The sequence below is a fragment of the Kitasatospora sp. NPDC058492 genome (genome assembly GCF_042720685.1).
GTDB lineage: Bacteria > Actinomycetota > Actinomycetes > Streptomycetales > Streptomycetaceae > Kitasatospora.
On the sequence record NZ_JBHXMU010000076.1, the window covers coordinates 15926 to 40985 of the forward strand.

Annotated in this window: 22 protein-coding genes and 1 riboswitch; of the genes, 8 read left to right on the forward strand and 14 right to left on the reverse strand. The window is 71.4% G+C overall.

Annotated features, from left to right (window positions below; all coding sequences use genetic code 11):
• Positions 1-7: 7 nt before the first annotated feature.
• From ACFWPI_RS34310 to ACFWPI_RS34330, 5 genes are read right to left on the reverse strand one after another with little or no spacing between them, the layout of a single operon-like run.
• Positions 8-1018: a methionine synthase gene (locus tag ACFWPI_RS34310; RefSeq protein WP_380377632.1), complete on the reverse strand. Its 1011-nt coding sequence runs from the start codon at positions 1016-1018 to the stop codon at positions 8-10.
• Between the two features lie 35 nt (positions 1019-1053).
• Positions 1054-1743, reverse strand: a complete 690-nt coding sequence (locus ACFWPI_RS34315; RefSeq protein ID WP_380377630.1) for an SDR family oxidoreductase — start codon at positions 1741-1743, stop codon at positions 1054-1056.
• Positions 1744-1756: 13 nt separating this feature from the next.
• Complete coding sequence (locus ACFWPI_RS34320; RefSeq protein ID WP_380377629.1) at positions 1757-2281, reverse strand: TIGR00730 family Rossman fold protein; 525 nt, start codon at positions 2279-2281, stop codon at positions 1757-1759.
• A gap of 47 nt (positions 2282-2328) precedes the next feature.
• Entirely contained in the window at positions 2329-3465 is a 1137-nt protein-coding gene (mnmA, locus tag ACFWPI_RS34325; RefSeq protein ID WP_380377627.1) for a tRNA 2-thiouridine(34) synthase MnmA, read from the reverse strand.
• 51 nt (positions 3466-3516) lie between these two features.
• On the reverse strand, positions 3517-4698 hold the full coding sequence (locus ACFWPI_RS34330) for a cysteine desulfurase family protein (RefSeq protein ID WP_380377625.1): 1182 nt from the start codon (positions 4696-4698) through the stop codon (positions 3517-3519).
• Positions 4699-4956: 258 nt separating this feature from the next.
• On the opposite strand from ACFWPI_RS34330, the gene ACFWPI_RS34335 reads away from it, so the two are divergent.
• Positions 4957-5745, forward strand: coding sequence for an IclR family transcriptional regulator (locus ACFWPI_RS34335; RefSeq protein WP_380377623.1), 789 nt, complete (start codon positions 4957-4959; stop codon positions 5743-5745).
• On the opposite strand, the gene ACFWPI_RS34340 is transcribed toward ACFWPI_RS34335, so the two are convergent.
• Complete coding sequence (locus ACFWPI_RS34340; RefSeq protein WP_063347738.1) at positions 5651-6310, reverse strand: trimeric intracellular cation channel family protein; 660 nt, start codon at positions 6308-6310, stop codon at positions 5651-5653. The two genes, ACFWPI_RS34335 and ACFWPI_RS34340, sit on opposite strands and share 95 nt — an antisense overlap.
• 601 nt (positions 6311-6911) lie before the next feature.
• Here ACFWPI_RS34340 and ACFWPI_RS34345 point away from each other — a divergent pair.
• Entirely contained in the window at positions 6912-8117 is a 1206-nt protein-coding gene (locus ACFWPI_RS34345) for a cytochrome P450 (RefSeq protein WP_380377621.1), read from the forward strand.
• Positions 8114-9385 carry an MFS transporter gene (locus ACFWPI_RS34350; RefSeq protein ID WP_380377619.1) on the forward strand — a complete coding sequence of 424 codons (1272 nt, stop codon included), beginning with the start codon at positions 8114-8116 and terminating at the stop codon, positions 9383-9385. The genes ACFWPI_RS34345 and ACFWPI_RS34350 overlap by 4 nt, the downstream gene beginning before the upstream one ends.
• A 145-nt stretch (positions 9386-9530) precedes the next feature.
• Here ACFWPI_RS34350 and ACFWPI_RS34355 read toward each other — a convergent pair whose 3' ends face one another.
• The 7 genes from ACFWPI_RS34355 to ACFWPI_RS34385 form a co-directional block, all read right to left on the reverse strand.
• Positions 9531-10577, reverse strand: a complete 1047-nt coding sequence (locus tag ACFWPI_RS34355) for an ABC transporter ATP-binding protein (RefSeq protein WP_063347740.1) — start codon at positions 10575-10577, stop codon at positions 9531-9533.
• A gap of 34 nt (positions 10578-10611) precedes the next feature.
• Positions 10612-11682, reverse strand: a complete 1071-nt coding sequence (locus tag ACFWPI_RS34360; protein WP_380377617.1) for an ABC transporter ATP-binding protein — start codon at positions 11680-11682, stop codon at positions 10612-10614.
• A complete protein-coding gene (locus tag ACFWPI_RS34365) occupies positions 11679-12689 on the reverse strand; it encodes an ABC transporter permease (protein ID WP_063347742.1) in 1011 nt (336 codons plus the stop codon). Before ACFWPI_RS34365 ends, ACFWPI_RS34360 begins: the two co-directional genes overlap by 4 nt.
• A gap of 100 nt (positions 12690-12789) precedes the next feature.
• Positions 12790-14565: an ABC transporter substrate-binding protein gene (locus ACFWPI_RS34370; RefSeq protein ID WP_063347743.1), complete on the reverse strand. Its 1776-nt coding sequence runs from the start codon at positions 14563-14565 to the stop codon at positions 12790-12792.
• 51 nt (positions 14566-14616) lie between these two features.
• Positions 14617-15606, reverse strand: coding sequence for an ABC transporter permease (locus ACFWPI_RS34375; protein ID WP_380377615.1), 990 nt, complete (start codon positions 15604-15606; stop codon positions 14617-14619).
• A 442-nt stretch (positions 15607-16048) separates the two neighbouring features.
• Positions 16049-16972, reverse strand: a complete 924-nt coding sequence (locus tag ACFWPI_RS34380; protein ID WP_380377613.1) for an enhanced serine sensitivity protein SseB C-terminal domain-containing protein — start codon at positions 16970-16972, stop codon at positions 16049-16051.
• A gap of 117 nt (positions 16973-17089) precedes the next feature.
• On the reverse strand, positions 17090-17926 hold the full coding sequence (locus ACFWPI_RS34385; protein WP_380377612.1) for an enhanced serine sensitivity protein SseB C-terminal domain-containing protein: 837 nt from the start codon (positions 17924-17926) through the stop codon (positions 17090-17092).
• 348 nt (positions 17927-18274) lie between these two features.
• A riboswitch (glycine riboswitch) is annotated at positions 18275-18380 on the forward strand.
• A gap of 201 nt (positions 18381-18581) precedes the next feature.
• Here ACFWPI_RS34385 and gcvT point away from each other — a divergent pair.
• From gcvT to ACFWPI_RS34405, 4 genes are all read left to right on the forward strand, one after another.
• Positions 18582-19733: a glycine cleavage system aminomethyltransferase GcvT gene (gcvT, locus tag ACFWPI_RS34390; RefSeq protein WP_380377611.1), complete on the forward strand. Its 1152-nt coding sequence runs from the start codon at positions 18582-18584 to the stop codon at positions 19731-19733.
• A gap of 211 nt (positions 19734-19944) precedes the next feature.
• Positions 19945-20319, forward strand: a complete 375-nt coding sequence (gcvH, locus tag ACFWPI_RS34395) for a glycine cleavage system protein GcvH (protein WP_063347747.1) — start codon at positions 19945-19947, stop codon at positions 20317-20319.
• Positions 20320-20412: 93 nt separating this feature from the next.
• Positions 20413-21681, forward strand: coding sequence for a serine hydroxymethyltransferase (gene glyA, locus ACFWPI_RS34400; RefSeq protein ID WP_063347748.1), 1269 nt, complete (start codon positions 20413-20415; stop codon positions 21679-21681).
• Between the two features lie 158 nt (positions 21682-21839).
• Positions 21840-23207: an L-serine ammonia-lyase gene (locus tag ACFWPI_RS34405; protein WP_380336663.1), complete on the forward strand. Its 1368-nt coding sequence runs from the start codon at positions 21840-21842 to the stop codon at positions 23205-23207.
• 164 nt (positions 23208-23371) lie between these two features.
• On the opposite strand, the gene ACFWPI_RS34410 is transcribed toward ACFWPI_RS34405, so the two are convergent.
• Positions 23372-23974: an NADPH-dependent FMN reductase gene (locus tag ACFWPI_RS34410; RefSeq protein ID WP_380336666.1), complete on the reverse strand. Its 603-nt coding sequence runs from the start codon at positions 23972-23974 to the stop codon at positions 23372-23374.
• A 140-nt stretch (positions 23975-24114) separates the two neighbouring features.
• Between ACFWPI_RS34410 and ACFWPI_RS34415 the strand changes: the two genes are divergently transcribed.
• On the forward strand, positions 24115-24858 hold the full coding sequence (locus ACFWPI_RS34415) for a TetR/AcrR family transcriptional regulator (protein WP_380377608.1): 744 nt from the start codon (positions 24115-24117) through the stop codon (positions 24856-24858).
• Positions 24859-25060 lie beyond the last annotated feature (202 nt).

The window sequence follows — 25060 nt, forward strand, 5'->3', positions numbered from 1 at the left end:
TACGTTCTCATTCCGGGTTGTCCACCAGGCTCTGCGCCGCCCGCGCCGCAAGCGACAGCGCCTTGCGCGCGTACGCCGGGGACGCCCCGGCCAGCCCGCAGGTCGGCGTCACCAGCACGCGGCAGCCCAGCAGCTCCGGGGCGAACCCGAGCCTGCGCCACAAGGTCCTGACACCCTGGACACTACCGGCCGGGTCGGACACCTCCTGGTCAGTGGAGGGCACGACACCAGCGAGGATCGCCGTGCCCGCCTCGACCGCCTCGCCGAGGTCGTCGTCCTCCCGCTCGGTGAGGAGGGAGAAGTCGAGGGAGACCCCGGCCACCCCGGCCCGACGCAGCAGCGGGATCGGGACCTGCGGGGCGCAGCAGTGCACCACGACCGGCACGTCCAGGCCGCGGATCGTCTCGCGCAGCACCTCCTCGGCGACCTGCCGGTCCACCGAGCGCAGCCGCTGGAAGCCGCTGGCGGTCTTCACCGAACCGGCCAGCACGGCGGGCAGCGAGGGCTCGTCGAGCTGGAGGACCAGCTGCGCGCCGGGCACCCGCCGGCGGACGTCCGCCAGGTGGCGGCGCAGGCCCTCGGTGAGCGAGCCGGCGATGTCCCGGCAGGCGCCGTGGTCGGAGAGCGCCTTCTCGCCGTGCCTGAGCTCGATGCTCGCCGCCAGCGTCCACGGGCCCACGGCCTGGAGTTTGAGCGCGCCCTGGTAGCCCTGGGTGAACTCCTCCAGCGCGTCCAGGTCCTCGCCCAACCAGGAGTGCGCGCGCCGGGTGTCCCGGCCGGGGCGGTCGGCGAACCGCCAGCCGGACGGTTCGGTCTGTGCGAACAGCTCGACCAGCAGGCCGGCGCCGCGGCCGATCATGTCGGCGCCCGGCCCCCGGGCGGGGAGTTCGGGCAGGAACGGCAGCTGCTCCAACGCGCCGGTGGAGGTCTTGGCGGCCTCCCGCGCGTCGGTGCCGGGCAGCGAACCGACGCCGGTGGCGGCGCCGCGCAGGTCGGGGAAGGTGTCTCCGGTGCTCACCCGCCCGAGCCTAGTGCGCCGCCGCCCCGGCGAGGTCAGCGCCCGGGGCGGACGGTGATGTCGGTGAGCTCCGCGTCGCGGGAGGCGTCCAGGGCGGCGAGGATCGCCTTCACCACCGACTCCGGGGCGATGAAGCGGTCCTCGTCGTAGGCCTTGCCCTCCTGCTGGTGCACCTTGGCCTGCATCGCGGTGGCGGTGCGGCCCGGGTAGACCGAGGTGACCCGGACGCCGTTCGCGTGCTCCTCCTGGCGCAGCGCGTCGGCGAGCGCCTTGAGGCCGTGCTTGCTCGCCGCGTAGGCCGACCACTCGGCGGAGGCGCTCAGGCCCGCACCGGAGTTGACGAACACCACGTGCCCCTTGACCAGGCGCAGCGAGGGCAGCAGGAGCCGGGTCAGCTCGGCGGGGGCGACCAGGTTGACGGCCAGGGTGCTCTGCCAGGCCTTGACCGGCAGCTCGCCGACCGCACCCAGCTCCACCATGCCCGCGACGTGCAGGAGGGAGTCGAGCTCGACGGGCAGCGCCTGGTGGCCGAGGGCCCAGGAGAGCTTGGCCGGGTCGCCGAGGTCGCCGACCAGGGTCTGCGCCCCGGGGAAGCGCTCGCGCAGTTCGGCGGCGCGGCGGACGTCGCGGGCGAACAGCCAGAGGTCGTCGCCGCGCTCGGCGAGACGCTCGGCCAGGACGGCGCCGATGCCGGAGCCGGCGCCGGTGATCAGATGTGCAGCCATGGTGCTGATCTAATCAGGCCTTGAGCTGCTCAAACACCTGAGCCGGGGTGTCGGCGAAGCTGATCAGCTCGGCGAGCGGGCGCGGCAGGAAGCCCTCGGTGTCCATCCGCTCCATCTGCGCGCGCAGGCCCGCGTAGAAGCCCTCGGTGTCCAGGACGATCACCGGCTTGTCGAACATGCCGTGCTTCTTGAGCTCCAGCACCTCGGTCACCTCGTCGAGGGTGCCCAGCCCACCGACCAGCACGACGATCGCGTCGGCCCGGGCGGCCAGCTCCGCCTTCCGCTCGGCGAGGTCCTCGGTCATCACCAACTCGTCGGCGCCGACGTACCCCTTGTGCCTCAGCATCTCGACGAGCACCCCGACCAGCCTGCCGCCCGCCGCCTTCACCTCATCGGCCAGCAGCCCCATCAGCCCGGCGTTCGAGCCGCCCCACACCAGGGTGTGCCCGCCCTCGCCGAGGAGCCGCGCGAACTCGGCGGCGGGAGCGGAGTAGCGGTCGTCGAGCGAGTACGCGGAGCAGAAGACGCAGATATTCATAGTGCTACCTGGTCTATCACGCGGGCCGGGCCTCGCTCACCCCGGTTTCAGGCGCGGACGGCCGGGCGCTCGGTGGCGGCGATGGTGGCGGAGCCGACGACGCGGGTGCCGTCGTACAGGACGACGGCCTGGCCGGGGGCGATGCCGCGGACGGGGGTGTCCAACTGCACCCGCAGCTCGCCGTCCACGACCGACGCGCTCACCGGCACCTCCTCGCCGTGGGCGCGCAGTTGGGCGGTGTACCGGCCGTCGGCGAGCGGCTCGGTGCCGCACCAGCGCGGCCGGATCGCGGTGAGCGCGGTGACGTCCAAACCCTCCAGCGGGCCGACGGTCACGGTGTTGTCGACCGGCGAGATGTCGAGGACGTAGCGGGGCTTGCCGTCCGCGGCGGGCCGGCCGATCCGCAGGCCCTTGCGCTGGCCGATGGTGAAGCCGTACGCGCCGTCGTGCTCGCCGAGCTTGGTGCCGTCGGCGTCGAGGATGTCGCCGGTGGCGGTGCCGAGGTGCTTGGCCAGGAAGCCCTGGGTGTCGCCGTCGGCGATGAAGCAGATGTCGTGGCTGTCCGGCTTCTTGGCGACGGCCAGGCCGCGGCGCTCGGCCTCCTCGCGGATGGCGTCCTTGGTGGTGTCGCCGAGCGGGAAGAGGGAGTGGGCGAGCTGGTCCGCGTCCAGCACACCGAGCACGTAGGACTGGTCCTTGGCGGCGTCGACGGCGCGGTGCAGCTGGCGCTCCCCGGACGGCAGGTCGACGATCCGGGCGTAGTGGCCGGTGCAGACCGCGTCGAAGCCGAGCGCGATCGCCTTGTCGAGCAGCGCGGCGAACTTGATCTTCTCGTTGCAGCGCAGGCAGGGATTGGGGGTGCGGCCGGCCGCGTACTCGGCGACGAAGTCGTCGATGACGTCCTCGCGGAAGCGCTCGGCGAGGTCCCAGACGTAGAACGGGATGCCGATCACGTCGGCCGCGCGCCACGCGTCCCGGGAGTCCTCGATGGTGCAGCAGCCGCGGGCCCCGGTGCGGAAGGACTGCGGGTTGGCGGACAGCGCCAGGTGGACGCCCGTCACCTCGTGCCCCGCCTCGGCGGCGCGGGCGGCGGCGACGGCGGAGTCGACGCCGCCGGACATCGCCGCGAGCACGCGCAGACGGCCGGTGGACGGAGCGGTCGGGGCACCCGGGAAGTCAGTCATGGTGACTACAAGAGTACGGGGCCGCCGTACATGCCCGACCGCCCGGAGGAACTACCGCCGCACCGCCGCCAGACCCGCGTTGCGGGCCCGCTGGACGGCCGGGGCGATGGCCGCGACCAGCGCCGTCACGTCCTCGCGCACCGAGGTGTGCCCGAGCGAGAACCGCAGCGAGGCCCGGGCCAGCGCCGGGTCGACGCCCATCGCGAGCAGCACGTGGCTGGGCTGCGGCACCCCGGCCGAGCAGGCCGAGCCGGTGGAGCACTCGATGCCCTGGGCGTCGAGCAGCATCAGCAGCGCGTCGCCCTCGCAGCCGGGGAAGGAGAAGTGCGCGTTGGCGGGCAGCCGCCCCTCGGCGGCCGGGTCGCCGTTGAGCACCGCGGCGGGGACGGCGGCCAGCACGGCGGCGATCAGCTCGTCGCGCAGCGCGCCGAGCACGACCGCGTGCTCCGGCTGGCGCTCGACCGCGAGGGCCGCGGCGGTGGCGAAGCCGGCGGCGGCGGGCGCGTCCAGGGTGCCGGAGCGGACGTCGCGCTCCTGGCCGCCGCCGTGCAGCAGCGGGACGGGCGCGGCGCCGCGCGAGAGCAGCAGCGCGCCGATGCCGAACGGGCCGCCGATCTTGTGCCCGGTGACGGTGAGCGCGGTGAGCCCAGACTCGGCGAAGGAGACCGGGACCTGCCCGAGCGCCTGCACCGCGTCGGCGTGCATCGGGATGCCGTACTCGGCCGCGACGGCGGCGAGTTCGCGCACCGGCTGGACGGTGCCGACCTCGTTGTTGGCCCACATCACGGTGACCAGCGCGACCGAGTACGGGTCCCGCTCGATCGCCTCGCGCAGCGCCTGCGGGTGCACCCGGCCGAGCGGGTCGACCGGCAGGTACTCGACGTCGGCGCCCTCGTGCTCGGAGAGCCAGTGCACCGCGTCCAGCACCGCGTGGTGCTCGACCGGGCTGCACAGCACCCGGGTGCGGGCCGGGTCGGCGCCCCGGCGGGCCCAGTACAGGCCCTTGACGGCGAGGTTGTCGGACTCGGTGCCCCCGCCGGTGAGCACGATCTCGCTCGGGCGGGCGCCCAGCGAGTCGGCCAGCGACTCGCGGGCCTCCTCGACCACCCGGCGGGCCCGGCGGCCGGCCGCGTGCAGGGACGAGGCGTTGCCGACCACCCCCAGGTGCGCCGACATCGCGGCGATCGCCTCGGGCAGCATCGGCGTGGTCGCCGCATGGTCCAGGTATGGCATAACCATCCGATTGTAGAGGGCGCTCCCCGGGCCCCGTCCCGGTGTGCGCACCGATCCGGCCACCGGACGACTCCCGGACGTTACCCGGAGCGCGCGCCCACCGGACACCGGTGTCCGGCACCCGTTTGACCCGTCGCGCGGCCGAGCGGTTAGCCTGACGGACGCTTCCCGCGGACGGGCCCCGGCCCGGCCCGCGGGCACGGCCCGGGATCACGTCCCACTCTCACTTCCCATCGGCGTGGACAGGAGCGGTGCGCCATGTCGCAGTCGGTCGACCGCGCCCTGACCCTGCTCGGGTCGCTCGGCGACGGGCCGGTCACCCTGGAGCAGGCCGCGACCAGCATCGGGGTGCACAAGTCCACCGCGCTGCGGCTGCTGCGCACCCTGGAGGAGCACGGCTTCGCGCAGCGCCAGCCCGATCTGCGCTACCGCCTCGGCGGCCGGGTGCTCTCCCTGGCCCACCGGGCGCTGGAGGAGATCGACGTCCGGCAGGTCGCCGCGCCGTACCTGGCGGCGCTCAACGCGCGCTGCGGCTACACCGTCCAGCTGGCCGTGCTCCAGGACGGCGAGGTGCTGTACCTGGACGAGGTGGCCGGCAGCTGGGCCGGGCCGGGCACCGCCCGGGCGTCCCGGATCGGGCGGCGGGCGCCGGCCGGCGGGACGGCGATCGGCCGGGTGCTGCTGGCCGGGCTGCCCGAGGACGGCACCCCCGACGGGGAGTTGCCGGCCGAACTGGCGGCGGTGCGGCTGCGGGGCTGGGCGGTGGAGTCGGCCGAGCACCGGGAGCCGGTGACGTGCGTGGCCGCGCCGGTGGCGGGCAGCGGCGGCCGGACGGTCGCGGCCTGCGCGCTGAGCGCCCCGGCGAGCCAGGTGCCGCCGGCCGAACTCGCCCGGATGGTGCCGGAACTGCTCTGCACGGCGGAGGCGATCTCGCTCGCGTACGGCGGCTCGCCTACTCCTCGCTGGTGCGAGAACCGTTGCGGCGCCAGGCCCGCGGGGCGCGCCAGCCGTACTTCAGCGCGAGCATCCGCAGCCCGAAGGCGGTGAGCGCGGCGGCGGTGCCGGTGGCGCCGGTCAGCCGGTCGACGCCGATCAGCACCGCTACCAGGGCGGCGCCGACCAGGGCCGGGACGGCGTAGATCTCCCGGTCCCAGCGCAGCAGCGAGGGGATCTCGCCGGCCAGCACGTCGCGGATCACCCCGCCGCCGGCCGCGGTGACCATGCCGAGGGCGACGGCCGACACCGCGCCGAGCCCGTAGTCGTGCGCCTTGGCGGTGCCGGTGACGCAGAACAGGCCGAGGCCGAGGGCGTCCAGGGTCTGCACCGCCCGGTTGATCCGCTCGACCTCGGGGTGCAGGAAGAACACCACCAGCGCGGCGACCAGCGGGGTGATGAAGTACCCGAGGTTGCTGAACGCCGCGACGGGCGTCGCCCCGATCACCAGGTCCCGGATCACACCGCCGCCGAGCGCGGTGACCTCGGCCAGCACCGCGATGCCGAAGATGTCCATGTTCTTGCGGACGGCGAGCAGCCCTCCGGAGAGGGCGAAGACGAAGATGCCGACGAGGTCCAGCGACTGCTGCACGTCGGAGGGGAAGATCTGCGAGGTCACCGAACAACTATGACCCGTACGGACCCCTCCCCCCCTCCGCGTACGGCCGCGGGCCCGGGCGACAACCACCACCGGTCCGGACACTCTGCGCAGAGTTGACGTGAACACCAAATTTCGACATATTCGCGAAATAATGCAGGTCGTACGGTATGGGGAATACAATTCGCATTTCCCTCCCGAATTCGATGCACGCTTTGCCCGGGTTGGCTGGTTTGGGAAATTGATCCCGGAATTAACTCATGGACGGAGCCGAATGGCGGTGGTAGTTTCATTTCCATCGAGAGAAGCACCAGGGCTTCGAACATGAACAACCGGAGAGGAGACTCCCGTGCGCTACAACGACTGAAATCCCTGATGCCGATTGCACCGGCATCCCCGATGTCCGAACGTCGACAGTCCGCGCCAATGGCCGGGCGATTCAGCTCGGGTAGGTGAATTTCCATGCGTTACAACGACTAATTATATTGCCCGAACCGCGGCAGAGCCCGGTATCGTCGGCGAGAATTGGCGCCGGACCCGGATTCGTCCGGGTCCGGCGCACGCTCTTGGCCCAGCGAGAACATGGGCCTCATAGGCCGTTCAAGAATCCTAGGAATTGTCCATGAAACTCCCGGTCCGCTATGACCCCCTCGACAGCTCGACTCTCGCCGATCCCTATGCGGTCTACGCGGAGCTGCGCGCGTCGGAGCCCGTGCACTGGCACGAGAAGATGCAGAGCTGGGTGCTGACCCGGTACCGCGACTGCCAGATGGTCCTGCAGGACCCCGCGGTGTTCGCGACGGACTGGCGGCGGGCCGGCGAGTCGGTCTCCGAACCGTGGCTGAGCCTGCAGACCCTCGACCCGCCGGACCACGGCCCGCTCCGCAGCCTCTTCATGAACGCCCTGCGCGCCCAGGACCTGGAGGCCGTCGGCGAGCAGGGCAAGGCTCTCGTCGGGTCGCTGCTCGACGGACTGGAGGGCAGGGCGGAGTTCGACCTCATGTCGGAGGTCGTCGAACCGCTCGCACTGGCGACCATCTCGGAGCTCATGGGCATCGAGCAGCCGGACGTCAGGACCTTCGCCGCGATATCGGATGCCATCGTGCGGAGCATGGACGCCGGATTGGCGCCCGAGACCGCCGGGGACGGAATCGAGACCGGTGCGGAACTCAGGAAACTCGGCATCGAGGCGCGCGGCCGACTGAGCGAAATGGTCGAGTCCTGGTTCACGGCCAATCCGCGCCCCGGACTGCTGGCCCATGTCGCCGGCAACCGCGCCGAGGTGGATGTCGCCGACGCCTTTGTCCGGAACACGGTGCGGGTCGTCTTCCAGTCCGGCTACAGCTCGATCGTCGCCGGTGCCGGAAATGCCATGCTGGCCCTGCTGGAGAACCCCGACAAATTCGAGGCGATGCGCGACCCGGCACTGCTGTCGAGTGGTTTCGACGAACTCATGCGCTATGACGCCTCGGTTCAGGGGACCAGCCGCATCGTCACCGAGCCCGTCACCATCGGATCCGTCCAGCTCAAGCGTGGAGACGTCGTCGTGGTGCTTTTCGGCGCCGCAAACCGCGATCCCGAAAAATTCACCAGCCCCGACGAAATCATTCTGGACCGGACACCGAATCAGCACATGGCATTCGGCCGGGGCCCGCACACCTGCGTCGGGAACCTGTTCACCCAGGTCACGCTGCAGGCGCTGATCAAGGCCATTCTGCGGCGCCCCACACGCCTGCGGATGGCCGGGGAGCCGCTGCGCCAGCGCACCGCGACCATGCGCTACCTGGCGACGCTGCCGGTCACCTTCCAGGCGGCTGCCGCCACGTGACGAAAACGGATACGGCAGCTCCCCCGTCCCGGACGAGCGCTGCCCGGCTGGCCCTCGCCAGGGCGGTCCCGCCGGCCGGGCCGGTGCGCGGACTGACGCTGTCCACGTTCCTGACCACCCTCGGGGACGGGCTGTTCGCCACCGTCAGCGTGCTGTTCTTCACCCGGGTGGTGGGTCTGCGGATGGTGGACGTGGGCATCGGGCTCACGGTTGCCAGCCTGGCCGGCCTGCTGGCAGCCCTGCCGATCGGACACCTCTCCGACCGCATCGGGCCGCGGCGGGTCCTGCTCGTCCTCACCGTCGCCGCGGGGCCGGCGGTGCTGTGCTACCTGGTCGTCGGCTCCTTCTGGCCGTTCGCCGTCACGGCATGCGCGGTGGGCGTCGTGCAGCGGGGCTGCCGCACGGTCCTGCCCGCCCTGGTCTCCCTGATCGCCTCGGCCGAGGAGCGGGTGACCGCACGCGCACACCAGCAGGTCGTGAGCAACATCGGGATCTCACTCGGTGCGGGAGCCGCCGGCCTGGCCCTGTACCTGGACACCCGGGCCGCGTACGAGGCGATGGTGGTCGTCGCGGCGCTGGCCTACGCGGGGTCGGCCCTCGTGCTGAACCGGATGCCCGTGCGGCATCCGCCTCCCGCGCACAGCGAGAAGCAGCCGCTGGGGGCAGCGCTCAAGGACCTCCGGTACCTGCGGTTCACCGGGCTGAACGCCGTGCTGTCGCTGAACGGCGCCCTCATGGAGATCGCCATTCCGCTGTGGCTGGTCACCCACACCAAGGCGCCCGCCTGGCTGTTCAGCGCCCTGATCGTCCTGAACACGATCCTGGTGGTGGTCTTCCAGGTCCAGGTGAGCTCCAAGGGCAACGACACCACCCCGGGCCTGTGGGGGCGGATCTCCCGCCTCGGCGGATTCTTCCTCGGCTGCGCCTGCCTGCTGTACGGCGCCGCCGGCTGGGGGAACACCCTGGTCGCGACCGCCGTCCTCGGCCTGGGGATGATCGCCCACACGTGGGGCGAGATGTACCAGGTCTCCGGCGAATGGGGGCTCAGCTTCCAGCTCGCGCCCGAGCACGCCACCGGCCAGTACCAGGGCGTCCTGGCCATCGGCCGTGGAGCCGCCAACGTGGCCGCGCCCGTCGCCCTGGTCGCGGTCGTCGGGGCCGGTCAGTACGGGTGGGTGGCGCTGGCGGCCGTCTTCCTCGCGGCCGGGCTCGCGATGCCCGCGGCGACCCGGCTGCCCGCCGGCAAGGGCCCAGTTTCTGACACATAATCAACACTGCACCGCCCCAGCCGGGTTGTAAGCCCTGACACCACGATGCGCCGCACCGAACGACCGAGAGGCCGTTCGGTGCGGCGCATCGCTTCGCTGTGAGGAACGCGGCGCCGGCCAGTACCAGCGCGTCCTGAAACACGCCCTAGCCGTTCCCCTCGCCCAGCTCGGGGAAGTGGCACGCCACCTCGTGCCCGGTCTTCAGCGCGGCCAGCGGCGGCTCCTGGCTGGCGCAGACGTCCTGGGCCTTCCAGCAGCGGGTGCGGAAGCGGCAGCCGCTGGGCGGGTTGATCGGCGAGGGGACGTCGCCCTTGAGCAGGATCCGCTCGCGGCCGGCCCGCTGGCGCCGGCGCGGGTCGGGCACCGGCACCGCGGACATCAGCGCGTTGGTGTACGGGTGCAGCGGGCTCGCGTAGAGGGAGTCGCGGTCGGCGATCTCGACGATCTTGCCGAGGTACATCACCGCGACCCGGTCCGAGACGTGCCGGACCACCGAGAGGTCGTGCGCGATGATCAGGTAGGTCAGGCCGAGTTCGCGCTGGAGGTCGTCCAGCAGGTTGACCACCTGGGCCTGGATGGAGACGTCCAGGGCGGAGACCGGCTCGTCCGCGATGATCATCTTCGGCCGGAGGGCGAGCGCCCGGGCGATGCCGATGCGCTGGCGCTGGCCGCCGGAGAACTCGTGCGGGTAGCGGTTGTAGTGCTCGGGGCTGAGCCCGCACAGTTCCAGCAGTTCCTGGACGGCCTTCTTGGTGCCGCCCTCGGGCTCCACCTTCTGCAGCCGGAACGGCGCGCCGACGATGGTGCCGACGGTGTGCCGCGGGTTGAGCGAGGAGTACGGGTCCTGGAAGATCATCTGGATGTCGCGGCGCAGCGGCCGCATCGCACCGACGCCCAGGTGGGTGATGTCGGTGCCCTCGAACTCGACCTTCCCGCCGGTCGGTTCGTCGAGCCGGGTGACCAGTCGGCCCATCGTCGACTTGCCGCAGCCGGACTCGCCGACGACCCCGAGCGTCTCACCGGCGTTGACGGTGAAGTCGATGCCGTCGACGGCCCGCACCGCGCCGGTCTGGCGGCGCAGCAGTCCGCCGCGGATCGGGAAGTGCCGGGTCAGGCCGGTCACCCGGAGCAGCGGCTCGCGGTCGGGGGCGGGCGCGGGCGCGGGGGCCGTTGCCGCCTGAGTGTCCGTCATCGGTTCTCTCCAGAAAGGTGGTACGAGGCCGGGCTCACAGCCGGGGCGCGATCTCTTCGGCGAAGATGCGGTGCCGTTCGGCGGCCGGGAGGTGGCAGGCCGCGTAGTGGCCGGGCGAGGCTTCGGCCAGCACCGGGAGCTCGCTCGTGGAGCGCCCGCCGGTCCGGTCGGCGTACGGGCAGCGCGGGTGGAAGGCGCAGCCGGACGGCACGTTGATCAGGCTGGGCGGGGTGCCCTTGACCGGGACGAGGCGGTCCTGGAGCTCGCGGTCCAGGCGCGGCATGGAGCCCAGCAGGCCCCAGGTGTAGGGGTGTTCGGGCGCGTCGAAGAGGGTCTCGGCGGGGCCGCGCTCGATGCACTTGCCGCCGTACATGACCAGGATGTCGTCGGCCAGTTCGGCGACCACCCCGAGGTCGTGGGTGATGATGATGACGGCCGAGCCGAACTCGCCCTGGAGGTCGCGGATGAGGTCCAGGATCTGCGCCTGGACGGTGACGTCCAGGGCGGTGGTGGGCTCGTCGGCAATCAGCAGCGAGGGGTCGTTGACCAGCGCCATGGCGATCATGGCGCGCTGGCGCATGCCGCCGGAGAACTGGTGCGGGTAGTCGTCCACCCGGCGGTCGGGCTGCGGGATGCCGACCCGGTCGAGCATCTCGACCGCGCGGGCCCGGGCCTGCTTCTTGGACGCCTGGGGGTGGTGCACCCGGTACGCCTCGACGATCTGCGCGCCGACGGTGTAGTAGGGGTGCATCGCGGTCAGCGGGTCCTGGAAGATCATCGCCATCTCGCGGCCGCGCAGTTGGCGCACCCGTTCGGGGCCGGCCGCGATCAGGTCCTCGCCGTCCAGCCGGATCTCGCCGGTGATCCGGGCCCGCTTGGTGCGGTGCAGGCCCATGATGCCGAGCGAGGTGACGGACTTGCCGGAGCCGGACTCGCCGACGATGCCGAGGGTGCGGCCCTTGTGCAGGTCGAAGCTGACCCCGTCCACCGAGCGGACCAGGCCGTCGTCGGTGTCGAAGTGGATCCGCAGGTCGCGGACGGAGAGGAAGGGGTCGCCGGACGGGGCCTGGGCGGCGACCGCCTCGGTCTTCTGGAGCTCGGTCACGAGAGCCTCACCCGGGGGTCGACGAGTGCGTACAGGAGGTCGACCACGAGGTTGCAGGCGACGATGAAGAAGGCGGCGAGCAGGGTGACGCCGAGGATCTTGGGCAGGTCGTTGTCGGCGATCGCCTGGACGGCGAAGGCGCCGACGCCCTGGAGCGAGAAGACCTGCTCGGTGATGAGGGCGCCGCCGAGGAGCAGTCCGAGGTCCATGCCGAAGATGGTGATGACGGGTGTCAGCGCGGCGCGCAGTCCGTGCCGGGCGACGACCTTGCGCTCGACCAGGCCCTTGGCCCGGGCGGTGCGGATGTAGTCCTCGCTCATGGTCTCCAGCATTCCGGCGCGGGTGAGCCGGGCGTAGAGCGCGGAGTAGAGGAAGGCCAGCGAGATCCACGGGAGGATCAGGTTGCGGGCCCACATCAGCGGGTCGTCGGCGAAGTCGACGTACTGGAGGTTGTCCAGGATCGGCCACTCGTAGCTGAACAGCGTGAGCAGCAGCGCGCCGGTGAAGAAGACCGGCAGCGAGACGCCGGCGAGGGAGATGCCCATGGCGATCCGGTCGAAGACCGAGCGCGGCTTGAGCGCGGAGACGACGCCGGTGGCGACGCCCGAGACCAGCCAGAGCACGGCCGCGCCGACGGCGAGCGAGAGGGTGATCGGGACGCGCTTGATCAGCTCGGGCCAGACCTCCAGGTGGTTCTTGAAGGAGTAGCCGAAGCACGGTACGTGGCAGGTGACCGGGTCCGGGCCGAACTTGTACTCGGCGCCGCTGACCAGGGCCTTGAGGAAGTGCCAGTACTGGGTGTACAGCGGCTGGTCGAACCCGAGGTTCTTCTTGACCGCGGCGATCGCCTCGGGGGAGGGGTTCTTCCCGACGTACTGCGTGGCCAGCTGGTCGGCGGTCTCGCCGGCGATGCGCGGGAGCAGGAAGAAGATCGCGAAGGTGACCGCGCTGACCACCAGCAGCAGTACGACGGCCGCGAAGATCCTGCGGATGATGTAGGCAAACACAGTTGGGCGGCTCCGGCGGCCCGCCGCCGTCCGGGATCTTCCGGACGGCGGCGGGCGGCCGCTGCCTTCACCTGCCTTCAGGGATGCGGAGCCAGGCTCTTTACTTGGTGGTGCCGATGTTCAGGTAGTCGTACTCACCCGAGAAGCCCGAGGTGGACACCAGGTTGGTGGCGCTGTCCGGGCGGTACAGGAAGACCTTGAAGTAGGTCAGCGGGACGTAGACCGCCTGGTCCATGATCTTCTTGTCGATCTGGCCGTAGATCTTCTCGCGCGCCGACTGGTCGGTGTTGGTGATGGCGTCGTCGAGCAGCTTGTTGACCTCGGGGTCGTTCAGCTGGGCCAGGTTGCTGTTGCCGGAGGCCTTGATGGCGCGGCCGTCGGAGATCTGCTGCAGGAAGCCGTAGCCGGTCGGCCAGTCGGCGCTCCACTGCATCATCATCAGACCGATGTTGTGGTCCTGGGTGAACTGCGGGACACCGGCGGCGTCCGAGAAGTACTTGCCCTGCGCGTACTTCTGGATCTCGACGTTGATGTTGATCTTCTTCAGCGCGGCCTGGATCGCGGTCGCGGCCTGGATCTCCGGGTCGCGCTCGGTACGGGCGGTGATCACCGTGCTGAAGCCGTCGGCCTTGCCGCAGGCCTTGAGGGCGTCCTTGGCCTTGGCCTCGTCACCCTTGTTGCCGTTGGTCGCCCAGGTGTTGAAGTCCTGGTGGCCCGGGACGTCCGGCGGGATCACCGTGTTGGCGACCTGGCCGCGGATCGGGCCGCCGAGCGTGGTCTGCACGGAGACCTTGTCGATCGCGTACTGGACGGCCTTGCGGCACTCCAGGTTGTCGAACGGCGCGACCTTGGTGTTGATCGCGACGTACGCCAGGCGGCCGCCGTAGGCGTTGTCGGTGTTCGCCTTGAGCTTCTGGTTCTGCAGGATCTGCGCCTGGGTCTGCGGGTCGACGCCGCTGCCGACCAGGTCCACCTGGGCGTTGCCGGCGATCAGGTCCTTGTCGATGGTGGACTGCTCCATGCCCATCCGGACCACGATCTTGTCCGCGAGCTGCTTGCGGATCGGGTCGGTGCTCGGGTCCCAGTTGGTGTTCGGCACCAGGGTGAGCTGCTTGCCGTCCTCGTAGGACTCGAACTTGTAGGCACCGGAGGCGACCACGTGCTTCACGTAGCCGGCGCCGTCGTCCTTGGCCTGCGGGACCGGGACGGTCTGCGGGGAGCCGACCAGGTAGTCGAAGTCCGCGAACGGCTGCTTCAGGTGGAAGACGATGGTCAGGTCGTCCGGCGTCTCGATCGAGTTCAGGCCACCGGTCTTGTCCTTGTACGGGCCCTGGTACGGCGTCTCGTTGTCGACCAGCAGCTCCTGGAAGTACGTCGGGCCGTTGGAGTTGACGTCCCGCGCGAAGTTGGAGCGCTCGACGGCGTACTTGACGTCCTTCGAGGTGATCGCGGTGCCGTCGTCGAACTTCAGGCCCGCGCGCAGCTTGTACGTCCAGGTCAGGCCGTCCGCGCTGGCCTTGCCCAGGCTCTCGGCGAGGTCCGGGACCAGCTTCTCGCCGTCCGTGCCGGCGCCCGGGGCGAAGGTGGTCAGCGGACGCCCGTACAGGCGCGAGAAGTTGTAGATGTAGGCGTAGTACGTGTTGCCCGGGTCGAAGGAGTCCGGGGAGCCCTTCATCTCGTAGGTGACCGTCCCGCCCTTCTTGTCCGAGGCGTTGACGATGCCCTTGGTGGCGGCGTCGGCACCGCCGCCACCGGCGCTGCTGCCGCTGGCGGAGGAGGACGAGCCGGAGCCCTTGCTGCCGGAGGTGCAGCCGGTCACGATCAGGACCGCGGCGGCTGCCGCCGCGGTCAGGGCGACGGTACGGGACCTGCGCATGGGTGAGATCAACCCCTTGAGGATGGGAAGGAGGGAGAGCCTGACGTTGCGTCAGTTGCTCTTGGGATCGAGGGCGTCACGCAGCCCGTCGCCGAGCAGGTTGAAGGCGAGCACGGTGAGGAAGATCGCCAGACCGGGAACCACCATGTACTGGGGGTCCACCTGGTAGTACTTGATCGCGTCCTGGAGGATCCCGCCCCAGGAGGCCTGCGGCGGCTGGATACCGACGCCGAGGAAGCTGAGGCCGGCCTCGAAGAGGATGTTGGTCGGGATCAGCAGGGTCGAGTAGACCAGGATCGGACCGACCAGGTTCGGCAGCAGTTCCTTGAACAGGATGAACGGGCCTCGGGCGCCCAGGCTGCGGGCCGCGTGGACGAACTCCCGCTCGCGCAGCGACAGCGTCTGTCCGCGCACGATCCGGCCCATGTAGGGCCAGTTGAAGAAGCCGATCACGAAGATCAGCACCAAGATGTGCAGCGGGAGGCCGTGCAGGCCGAACGCGCCGCCCTGCAGCGAGGTCGAGATCGCGATGGCGAAGAGCAGCAGCGGGAAGGCGAGGAAGACGTCCATGATGCGGCTGATCACGGTGTCCACCCAGCCGCCGTAGTAGCCGGCCATGACGCCGAGCACGGTGCCGATCGTGTTCGACAGCAGGGTCGCGCCGAAGGCGACCAGCAGCGAGACCCAGGAGCCCTCGATCACGCGGGAGAGCAGGTCACGGCCCTGGAGCGGGTCGACGCCGAGCGGGTGGTCCCAGCTCATCCCGCCCCAGTCACCGAGCGGGATGCCGCCCAGGTTGGCGTCGAGCAGGTCCTGGTTCAGGGCGTCCGGGTCGAGGCCGAACAGGGCCTCGATGGGCTTGGCCAGTACGGCCAGCAGGATCAGCAGGATCACCACGACGCCGCCGGCGACGGCGAGTTTGTCGCGCTTGAAGCGGGTCCAGGCGATCTGGCCGAGGGAGCGGCCCTCGATCTTCTTGGCCGGGCTCGCGGGGGCGGGTGCCTCCGGTTCGTTCCCGGTGGTTGTGATGGGTGCGGTCATGGTCAGTTGGTCCCCTCGCCGACGGTGGCCGGCCCACGGGCGCCGGTCACCGGTTCGGCGGTACGGCTGCGGACGTGCGGAGGTGCTTGGAACGGGTGTTCGCGGCAGTACGTCGTGCACGGGTACTGCCCCAACGCGGGATGGGCTTCGCGTGGTTCTGGCGGTCGGCGTGCGCGTTCACCTTCGTGGGGTTCCCAGTACGCGCGGTGCGTTGCGCAGAACTCTCTGCCATCCGAACTCGCTTGCGCCAGCCCTGACAACCGACAGATGCCCAACTGTGATCTGTGCGCATGCACCTCCTACGCCTTCGGCATATCCCTCTTCACACGGCTGCAACAGGCATGTCAAGGTGATCGACGGTACCGGCCGGAAGTTCGCCCGGAAAGCACCGAAGCCGACCTGATGCAAGATCAAGTCGGCTTCTGGAGAAAGGTTTTGGTTGTCAGCGCCCCTGGTATCCGGGCCACGGCTGCTGCGGCTGCCCGGTCCAGCCCTGCGCGGGCTGCTGCGTGCCGTAGCCGTAGCCCGGCCCCTGCTGCGCGGGGTACGGCGGAGGCGGCACCGGCGGGTACGGGCCGGTCGGCGGCCGTCCCGCCTCCCGGTCGAAGAACGGGCGCGCGTGCGCCCGCATCCACAGCGCCACCGGGTCGTACTCGTCCGCCATCGCCACCGTGGACACCGCCAGCCCCTCCGGGGCCACCGCGATCGCCCGCTGCATCAGCGCCCGCACCGCCTCCACCGCCGGCGGCGAACTCTCGTACAGCTCCAGGCCGATCGCCAGGTACGGCTCCCCCACGGCCGGCTGCACCCAGGCCCGGCGCAGCGCCCGCACCGCGCGCACCTCACCGGCCTGCCGCTCCAGCAGCGCGAAGAACGGCTGGGCGTTCAGCTGCGGCTCGCTCAGCTTCAACGGCCCGGCCGGCAGCCGCTCCAGGCCCGCGGCGATCCGCCGCAGATCCGCCCAGGGCACCCCGACCCCGCCGCCGGGCGCGTGCGGGTTGAGCCACAGCCCCCAGCGGGTCCGGTACAGCGAAGCGGCGATCTCCCGCCCGGAGATGACCTCGTGGGCCCGCGCCCAGCCGGACGACGCCAGCTGCTCGGACGAGGTGACGGCCGGCGCGTAGCCGTGGCCGCTGATCTCCATGTTCCCGTACTGGGCGTCCGCGCTGCCCGGCGTGCCGTGCCACAGCAGCATCCAGACCTGGCCGTCGGCCAGTGCGTGCAGCAGTTGCTCGTACGCCTCGTAGCGCTCCGGCGCGACCTCGCGCAGGGTGCGCTCCAGCGCGCCCGGATCCGCTCCGGGGCGCCCGGCGGGCGCCTGGCCCCAGGGCCCCGGTGCACCGCCCGCTACCGCTCCCGCACTCATGCGCCCACCTCGCCGCGCCTCTTTCCTCAAGCCTGCCGGCCCGTCGGCCGTCTGCACGCACCCTATGGCGCGGCACCGGCCACCGCCACGGCGACGTGCCTCCGATACGAACCCCGCTCAACCCCGCGCGTAGAAAGGGAGTACCCGGGTGAGCAGCCACTCGACCACCGGGTCATCGGCGAGATCGAGCAGTACGAGGTGGACGCCCCCCGGCAGCGGCGCGGTTCCCAGCGCACGGCCGAGCGCCTCGTTCACCGCGCCCGGCTCGGCCGGGGCCGCCTGGTCCAGCTGGACGCCCACGAACATCACGGTCGGCTCGCCCTCGATGCTGGCGAGCGCCCGCCGCGCGGACAACACTCCGGGCAGGGCGGACAGTTCGGCCCGGCAGGCGGCCAGGAAGTGCTCCGGATCCTCCCCCGGCACCGGCTCGCGCAGCGCCACCCGGCCACCGGTCGGCGCCTCCGGCCCCTGGCCCTGGTTCTGCTCCTGGTTCCGGCCCTGCTCCTGGTCGGCCAGGCGCTCCTCGCGCGGGCCGCGCCGAAGCTCCGCCACACCCTGCGGCGGCACCGGGATGCCCACCGCCGCCTCCGGGTTGACCGCGATGCCCACGCCCAGCGGCAGCCCGCGGGCGAACTCCCAGACCGGCGCCACCGCGAAGGCCATCCCCGGCGCCTGCCGCAGGAACACCTCCTGCGAGGAGAACACCGGTACGTACGGCTCGCCGGCCAGCTCGATGGTCGGCAGGTCCAGCGCGGGCCCCTGCGGGTCGCCGCCGGTCGGCAGCGGGATCCACACCTGGCTGCGGGCCAGCACCTCGATCACCCGCGGCGTCGCACCCGGGTCGCCCAGCGCGGCGGTCAGCACCTGCTCCAGCTCGTTGGCCGGCCACCCGCCGCCCGGCGGCGCCGACTCCGGCCCGCCCCACCCCTGCTGCTGCTCCACCGGGTACCCCATGCGCGCCTGATCCGCCCTCTGCCGGTCGGCCGCCCTCTGCTGCGCCGACGCGCAGCAGTCTAGGGCGTGCCTTGTGGACCAGGTCGGACCGGACCGCGGCGTCAGGGTGCGTGCATCGCAAGGCGGAGGAGGGAGTCCATGCGGAGTATCGGCGACCGACGACAACGCCGCGAGGCGCGTGCCCTGGCGTCGCGGACCCGGCCCGGTCCACAAGGCACGCCCCCGGGCTGCGTCCGTGGTGGCGGGGTGTGACCGGGTCCCCTCTCCCGTCGTCGGCGCGGACGTGCCATGATGTGCGCGTTCGACGGCGCGGCGCGCCGGCGGACCGACAACTCCATACCGGCCGCTCGAACCCGCGCGGGAGAGCCCGGAGTGCCCCGTCAGGCGGCACAGCCGGCGCCGAAGGAGCAACTCCTCCCCGGAATCTCTCAGGCCCCCCTACCGCACGGGTTAGGCACATCTGGAAAGTGGCGCACGGCCCTGTCGCGCGCCCACCCACGGTGCAAGCCACCATGCTGTCCTGGATGCTGGAAACAGCTGCGGGCAGGTGGGCGGTGAAGCTCTCAGGTTCGACGACAGATGGGGAGACCCACGCCGCCGCATGCCCGCGCGCAGGGTCGGCCCCCGAGCGGGTCCGGTTCCGGCGCGTGCACCCATGAGTGCCCAGACCGAGGAGTTCCAGGCCATGTCGTCCCTCCGCCTCACCGCGCTCGACGCGCTGCACCGCGCCCTCGGCGCGACCATGACCGACTTCGCCGGCTGGGACATGCCGCTGCGCTACGGCAGCGAGCGCGAGGAACACCTCGCCGTCCGCACCCGGGCCGGGCTGTTCGACCTCTCCCACATGGGCGAGATCACCGTCACCGGCCCGCAGGCCGGCGAGATGCTGGACCACGCGCTGGTCGGCTTCGTCTCCGCGCTGGGCGTGCTGCGTGCCCGCTACACCATGATCTGCGCCGAGGACGGCGGCATCCTCGACGACCTGATCGTCTACCGCCTGCGCGAGGACGCCTTCCTGGTCGTCGCCAACGCCTCCAACGCCCAGCTGGTGCTGGACGAGCTGATCGCCCGCGCCAAGGGCTTCGACGCCGTCGTCACGGACGACCGCGACACCTACGCGCTGATCGCCGTCCAGGGCCCGGAGGCCACCGCGATCCTGGCCGGGACCACCGACGCCGACCTGCCCGGCCTGAAGTACTACGCGATCCTCCCGGCCCAGGTCGCCGGCCGCGACGTACTGCTCGCCCGGACCGGCTACACCGGCGAGGACGGCTTCGAGATCTTCTGCAACCCGGGCGACGCCGAGGGGGTCTGGCAGGCGCTGACCGCCGCCGGCGAGGGCCGCGGCCTGGTCCCGTGCGGCCTGTCCTGCCGCGACACGCTGCGCCTGGAGGCCGGCATGCCGCTGTACGGGCACGAGCTCTCCACCGACCTGACCCCGTTCGACGCGGGCCTGGGCCGGGTCGTGCGCTTCGACAAGACCACCAACGAGGGCACCTTCATCGGCCGCAAGGCGCTGGAGAAGGCCGCCGCCGAGGCCGAGGCCAACCCGCCGCGGGTGCTGGTCGGCCTGGTCTCCGAGGGCAAGCGCGTCCCGCGCGCCGAGTACACCGTGGTCTCCGCCGACGGCGCCCCGATCGGCCGGATCACCTCGGGCGCCCCGTCGCCGACCCTGGGCCGGCCGATCGCGATCGCCTACGTGGACGCGGCCCACGCCGCCCCCGGCACCACCGTCGCGGTGGACGTGCGCGGCAAGCACGAGCCGGTCGAGGTCGTGGCACTGCCGTTCTACAAGCGCGCCCGCTGAGGCCGGGGGCCTCGCTCGCCGAGGCCCCGCCTTCCCCGTAGACCCGGGCCTGAACCACGCCCGACCCAGGCTTGAGCCACGCCTGATCCAGGTCCGACCCAGGTCCGACCCAGGTCCGATCCCATGCCTGAACCACGCCTGATCCGCGTCGAAGCCGTCCGTGCGGCGGCCCGCTTCGTCGTACCCGCTTCCCATCCTGGAGAATGACGCCATGAGCAACCCCCAGCACCTGCAGTACACCAAGGAGCACGAGTGGCTGACCGCCATCGAGGGCGGTGTCTCCACGGTCGGCATCACCGCCCACGCGGCCGACGCGCTCGGTGACATCGTCTACGTGCAGCTGCCCGAGGTCGGCGCCGACGTGACCGCGGGCGAGTCCTGTGGCGAGCTGGAGTCGACCAAGTCGGTCAGCGACCTGTTCTCCCCGGTGACCGGGAAGATCGTCGAGATCAACCAGGACGTCCTGGACGACAACAGCCTGGTCAACAGCGCCCCGTTCGAGGGCGGCTGGCTGTTCAAGGTCCAGGTGGAGTCCACCGACGAGCTGCTCAGCGCGGACGAGTACACCGCCTTCATCGGCGGCTGACCCGCTCGTGACGGGGCGGCCGCAGCGCGGCGGCCGCCCCGCCAGGCTCCCCCCTCTCTGCTCCCGTCTCTCTCCTCCCGGGAAGACCACACCATGACGGTTCTGAACCAGTCCCTGCACTCCCTCGACCCGGAGATCGCCGCCGCGGTCGACGCCGAGCTGCACCGCCAGCAGACCACCCTGGAGATGATCGCCTCCGAGAACTTCGCCCCGGTGGCGGTCATGGAGGCCCAGGGCTCGGTACTCACCAACAAGTACGCCGAGGGCTACCCCGGCCGCCGCTACTACGGCGGCTGCGAGCACGTCGACGTGGTCGAGCAGATCGCGATCGACCGCATCAAGGCCCTGTTCGGCGCCGAGCACGCCAACGTCCAGCCGCACTCGGGCGCGCAGGCCAACGCCGCCGCGATGTTCGCGCTGATCAAGCCGGGCGACACCATCCTGGGCCTGAACCTGGCCCACGGCGGTCACCTGACCCACGGCATGAAGATCAACTTCTCCGGCAAGCTCTACAACGTGGTCGCGTACCACGTGGACGAGAAGACCGGCCAGGTCGACATGGCCGAGGTCGAGCGCCTGGCCAAGGAGCACCAGCCGAAGCTGATCATCGCCGGCTGGTCCGCCTACCCGCGCCAGCTGGACTTCGCCGCGTTCCGCCGGGTCGCCGACGAGGTCGGCGCGCTGCTGATGGTGGACATGGCGCACTTCGCCGGCCTGGTCGCCGCCGGCCTGCACCCCAACCCGGTGCCGTACGCGGACGTGGTCACCACCACCACCCACAAGACCCTGGGCGGCCCGCGCGGCGGTGTCATCCTGTCCAAGGCCGAGTACGCCAAGAAGATCAACTCCGCGGTGTTCCCCGGCCAGCAGGGCGGCCCGCTGGAGCACGTGATCGCCGGCAAGGCCGTTGCCTTCAAGGTCGCCGCGTCCGAGGAGTTCAAGGAGCGCCAGCAGCGCACCCTGGAGGGCGCCAAGATCCTCGCCGAGCGCCTGCTCCAGGCCGACGTCGCCGAGGCCGGCGCCTCGGTGCTGTCCGGCGGCACCGACGTGCACCTGGTCCTGGTCGACCTGCGCAACAGCCAGCTCGACGGCCAGCAGGCCGAGGACCGCCTGCACGAGGTCGGCATCACGGTCAACCGCAACGCCGTCCCGAACGACCCTCGGCCGCCGATGGTCACCTCCGGCCTGCGCATCGGCACCCCCGCGCTCGCCACCCGCGGCTTCCAGGCCGAGGACTTCCGCGAGGTCGCCGACATCATCGCCGAGGCGCTCAAGCCCGCCTTCGACGAGGACGCCGCCACCGCGCTCAAGGCCCGCGTCACCGCGCTGGCCGAGAAGTACCCGCTCTACCCGAACCTCTGATCACTGCGGTGATCGTTCGGGCGGGGTGACCGGCCTCACCCCGCCGCGGCACCTGGGATCCCGGGGCACCGCGCACACTGGACAGTGCGCGCGGTGCCCCGACCCGTGTCGTCCCCCGCCCGCCAGTCCTTCCACGAGACCAGACAAGGACGTCCCCCGTGGCCATCAGCGTCTTCGACCTCTTCTCCATCGGCATCGGCCCGTCGAGTTCCCACACCGTCGGCCCGATGCGCGCCGCCCGGATGTTCGCCCGGCGCCTGCGGTCCGAGGACCTGCTCGCCCAGGTGGCGAGCGTGCGCGCCGAGCTGTACGGCTCGCTGGGCGCCACCGGCCACGGCCACGGCACCCCGAAGGCCGTCCTGCTCGGCCTGGAGGACAACTCCCCCCGCACGGTCGACGTCGACCAGGCGGACAAGGACGTCGAGCGGATCACCACCGAGAAGCGGCTCAACCTCCTCGGCACCCACCCCATCGACTTCGACCCGGGCACCCAGCTGGTCCTGCACCGCCGCCGCTCGCTGCCGTACCACGCCAACGGCATGACCATCTGGGCGTACGCGGCGGACGGCTCCACCCTGCTGGAGAAGACCTACTACTCGGTCGGCGGCGGCTTCGTCGTCGACGAGGACGCCATCGGCGCGGACCGGGTCAAGCCCGACGACACCTCGCTGCGCTACCCCTTCCGCACCGGCGAGGAGCTGCTGCGGCTCACCCGGGAGACCGGGCTGTCGATCTCCGGCCTGATGCTGGAGAACGAGAAGGCCTGGCGCTCCGAGGAGGAGATCCGGACCGGGCTGCTGGAGATCTGGCAGGTCATGCAGGAGTGCGTGCGGGCCGGCATGTCCCGCGAGGGCATCCTGCCCGGTGGCCTCAAGGTCCGCCGCCGCGCCGCCGCGGCCGCCCGCGCGATGCGCGCCGAGGGCATCGGCCCGGCCAACGCGATGGAGTGGGTGACCCTCTACGCGATGGCGGTCAACGAGGAGAACGCCTCCGGCCGCCGGGTGGTCACCGCTCCGACCAACGGCGCGGCCGGGATCATCCCCGCCGTCCTGCACTACTACCTGAACTTCATCCCGGGCGCCGACGAGGACGGCATCGTCCGCTTCCTCCTCGCGGCCGGCGCCATCGGCATGCTCTTCAAGGAGAACGCCTCCATCTCCGGCGCCGAGGTCGGCTGCCAGGGGGAGGTCGGATCCGCCTGCTCGATGGCCGCCGGCGGCCTCGCCGAGGTCCTCGGCGGCACCCCCGAACAGGTCGAGAACGCCGCCGAGATCGGCATCGAGCACAACCTCGGCCTCACCTGCGACCCGGTCGGCGGGCTCGTCCAGATCCCCTGCATCGAGCGCAACGGCATGGCCTCCGTCAAGGCCGTCACCGCCGCCCGGATGGCCCTGCGCGGCGACGGCCGGCACCACGTCTCGCTCGACAAGGCGATCAAGACGATGAAGGAGACCGGCGCCGACATGAAGATCAAGTACAAGGAGACCTCGCGCGGCGGCCTCGCCGTCAACGTCATCGAGTGCTGATCACACCCGCTGTCGCCTGAGCCCCCGGACCCGTCCGGGGGCTCTCGGCGTTCCGGAGCGCCCTGGGCGGCGGGGCCACCGCCGGCCCCACCCCGGCCCCGCTTCCCGGCGCCACCCGACGCGCCCGCTCGGGCCGCTCAGGCCACTCAGGCCACTCAGGCCACTCAGGCCGCGAACGGGCGGACTCGCCGGGCGTCGCGCAACGCCTCAGCCCACCAGGCGAGTTGGTCGAGCATGGTCTTGGCGGCGACGTCGGCGGCCGGGTCGAGCGGCTGGCCGTCGGCGCCGAAGCACTGGGCGGCGCCGTGGAAGCTGACCGTGTTGCGAATCGTCATGGCGTTCAACTCGGCCAGCACCACTCGCAGTTGCTCGACGGCGCGCAGACCGCCGGAGAGGCCGCCGTAGGAGACGAAGCCGACCGGCTTGCCGTGCCACTGGCTGTTGTGCCAGTCGATGGCGTTCTTCAGCGGGGCCGGGAAGCTGTGGTTGTACTCGGGCGTGACGACCACGAAGGCGTCGGCGGCCTCCAGGCGGGGCGTGACGGCGGCGAGCAACTCGGCGGCGCCCGGCTCCAGTTCACCACCGAAGGACGGGAAGGTGGTCGGCAGCGGGGTCTCGACCAGATCGATCAGGTCTGCGGTCATGTCGCCGCGCGCGCCGAGGTGGCCGAGCAGCCAGTCGGCGACGACCGGCGCGAACCGGCCGCTCCGGGTGCTGCCGACGACGACCGCGACCTTCAGGCTCTTCTCCGAAACGTCCTTGGCCATGGACATCCCCCTCCGGGACGATGTGTACAACGTATCTGCCGGATACAACGTACACATCGGCGCGTACGCCGTCCACTTCCGATACGTCGTACACTCCGGTGGTACGGTGAGAGGACCCCAGCCGGAAGGAGCCCGCCGTCATGCCCGCCCAGCAGGCCCCCGCCGGGGGCGACGACCAGACCAAGCCCCAGGCCTCACTCTGGGAGCGCCTCGCCCGCCCGGCCCCCGCGCCGCGCACCACCCTCACCCCGCAGCGGATCGCCGAGGCCGCGATCGCGATCGCCGACGCCGAAGGCCTCGACGCCGTCACCATGCGCCGGCTCGCCACCACCCTCGGCGTCGCCCCGATGGCCGCCTACCGGTACGTCTCCGGCAAGGACGAACTCATCGACCTGATGGTCGACTTCGTCTACGGCGAACTCCCCCGGGGCACCCCCGCCACCGGCTGGCGCGACACCATGCGCACCCTGGCGCTCCACCTGCGCGCCATGAACCTGGCCCACCCGTGGATCGTCCGCGCCGGCGCCGTCCCCCTCACCCCCAACCAGCTCGCCATCCCCGAACGCGCCTTCGCCGCCCTCGCCGACCACGGCCTGGACGCCGACACCACCATGGCGGTCTTCCGCACCGTCACCGGCTACGTCCACGGGTCCGTCGCCGCCGAGCTCGCCCTGCGCACCCTCCAGCGCGAGCACGGCTGGTCCGACGGCGACGAGACCCGCGCCGGCCTCGCCCCCCGGATGTCCTTCCTGATGGACACCGGCCGCTACCCCACCTACCAGCGCTACCTCCACGAGGCCACCCGCAAGGACGACCCCACCTGGCAGTTCGAAACCGGCCTCGACTGCGTCCTCACCGGCATCGCCACCCACCTCGGCATCTGAGCACGACCCGGCCCTCAGGTGGGTGGGGGAAATTATGTAGCCCGGTCTACCTCTTCAGCGCTCCCCCACCCACCTCCTGCACAGGAAGTCGGCCCCGCCGACTTCCTGGCGGTTTCTAGGGGTCGTTGCAACACGTGGTCGGTTTGATCAGGCCGCGAGCAGTTTATGCAGGCGCTCGGCTGGGGTTTCCCAGTCGAGCGTT

Coding starts and splice junctions, on each gene's coding strand:
- ACFWPI_RS34315 (WP_380377630.1), bottom strand. CDS start 1,743: ATGGCTGCACATCTGATCACCGGCGCCGGCTCCGGCATCGGCGCCGTC.
- ACFWPI_RS34320 (WP_380377629.1), bottom strand. CDS start 2,281: ATGAATATCTGCGTCTTCTGCTCCGCGTACTCGCTCGACGACCGCTAC.
- mnmA (WP_380377627.1), bottom strand. CDS start 3,465: ATGACTGACTTCCCGGGTGCCCCGACCGCTCCGTCCACCGGCCGTCTG.
- ACFWPI_RS34330 (WP_380377625.1), bottom strand. CDS start 4,698: ATGCCATACCTGGACCATGCGGCGACCACGCCGATGCTGCCCGAGGCG.
- ACFWPI_RS34335 (WP_380377623.1), top strand. CDS start 4,957: ATGTCGCAGTCGGTCGACCGCGCCCTGACCCTGCTCGGGTCGCTCGGC.
- ACFWPI_RS34345 (WP_380377621.1), top strand. CDS start 6,912: ATGAAACTCCCGGTCCGCTATGACCCCCTCGACAGCTCGACTCTCGCC.
- ACFWPI_RS34355 (WP_063347740.1), bottom strand. CDS start 10,577: ATGACGGACACTCAGGCGGCAACGGCCCCCGCGCCCGCGCCCGCCCCC.
- ACFWPI_RS34370 (WP_063347743.1), bottom strand. CDS start 14,565: ATGCGCAGGTCCCGTACCGTCGCCCTGACCGCGGCGGCAGCCGCCGCG.
- ACFWPI_RS34375 (WP_380377615.1), bottom strand. CDS start 15,606: ATGACCGCACCCATCACAACCACCGGGAACGAACCGGAGGCACCCGCC.
- ACFWPI_RS34380 (WP_380377613.1), bottom strand. CDS start 16,972: ATGAGTGCGGGAGCGGTAGCGGGCGGTGCACCGGGGCCCTGGGGCCAG.
- ACFWPI_RS34385 (WP_380377612.1), bottom strand. CDS start 17,926: ATGGGGTACCCGGTGGAGCAGCAGCAGGGGTGGGGCGGGCCGGAGTCG.
- gcvT (WP_380377611.1), top strand. CDS start 18,582: ATGAGTGCCCAGACCGAGGAGTTCCAGGCCATGTCGTCCCTCCGCCTC.
- gcvH (WP_063347747.1), top strand. CDS start 19,945: ATGAGCAACCCCCAGCACCTGCAGTACACCAAGGAGCACGAGTGGCTG.
- glyA (WP_063347748.1), top strand. CDS start 20,413: ATGACGGTTCTGAACCAGTCCCTGCACTCCCTCGACCCGGAGATCGCC.
- ACFWPI_RS34410 (WP_380336666.1), bottom strand. CDS start 23,974: ATGGCCAAGGACGTTTCGGAGAAGAGCCTGAAGGTCGCGGTCGTCGTC.
- ACFWPI_RS34415 (WP_380377608.1), top strand. CDS start 24,115: ATGCCCGCCCAGCAGGCCCCCGCCGGGGGCGACGACCAGACCAAGCCC.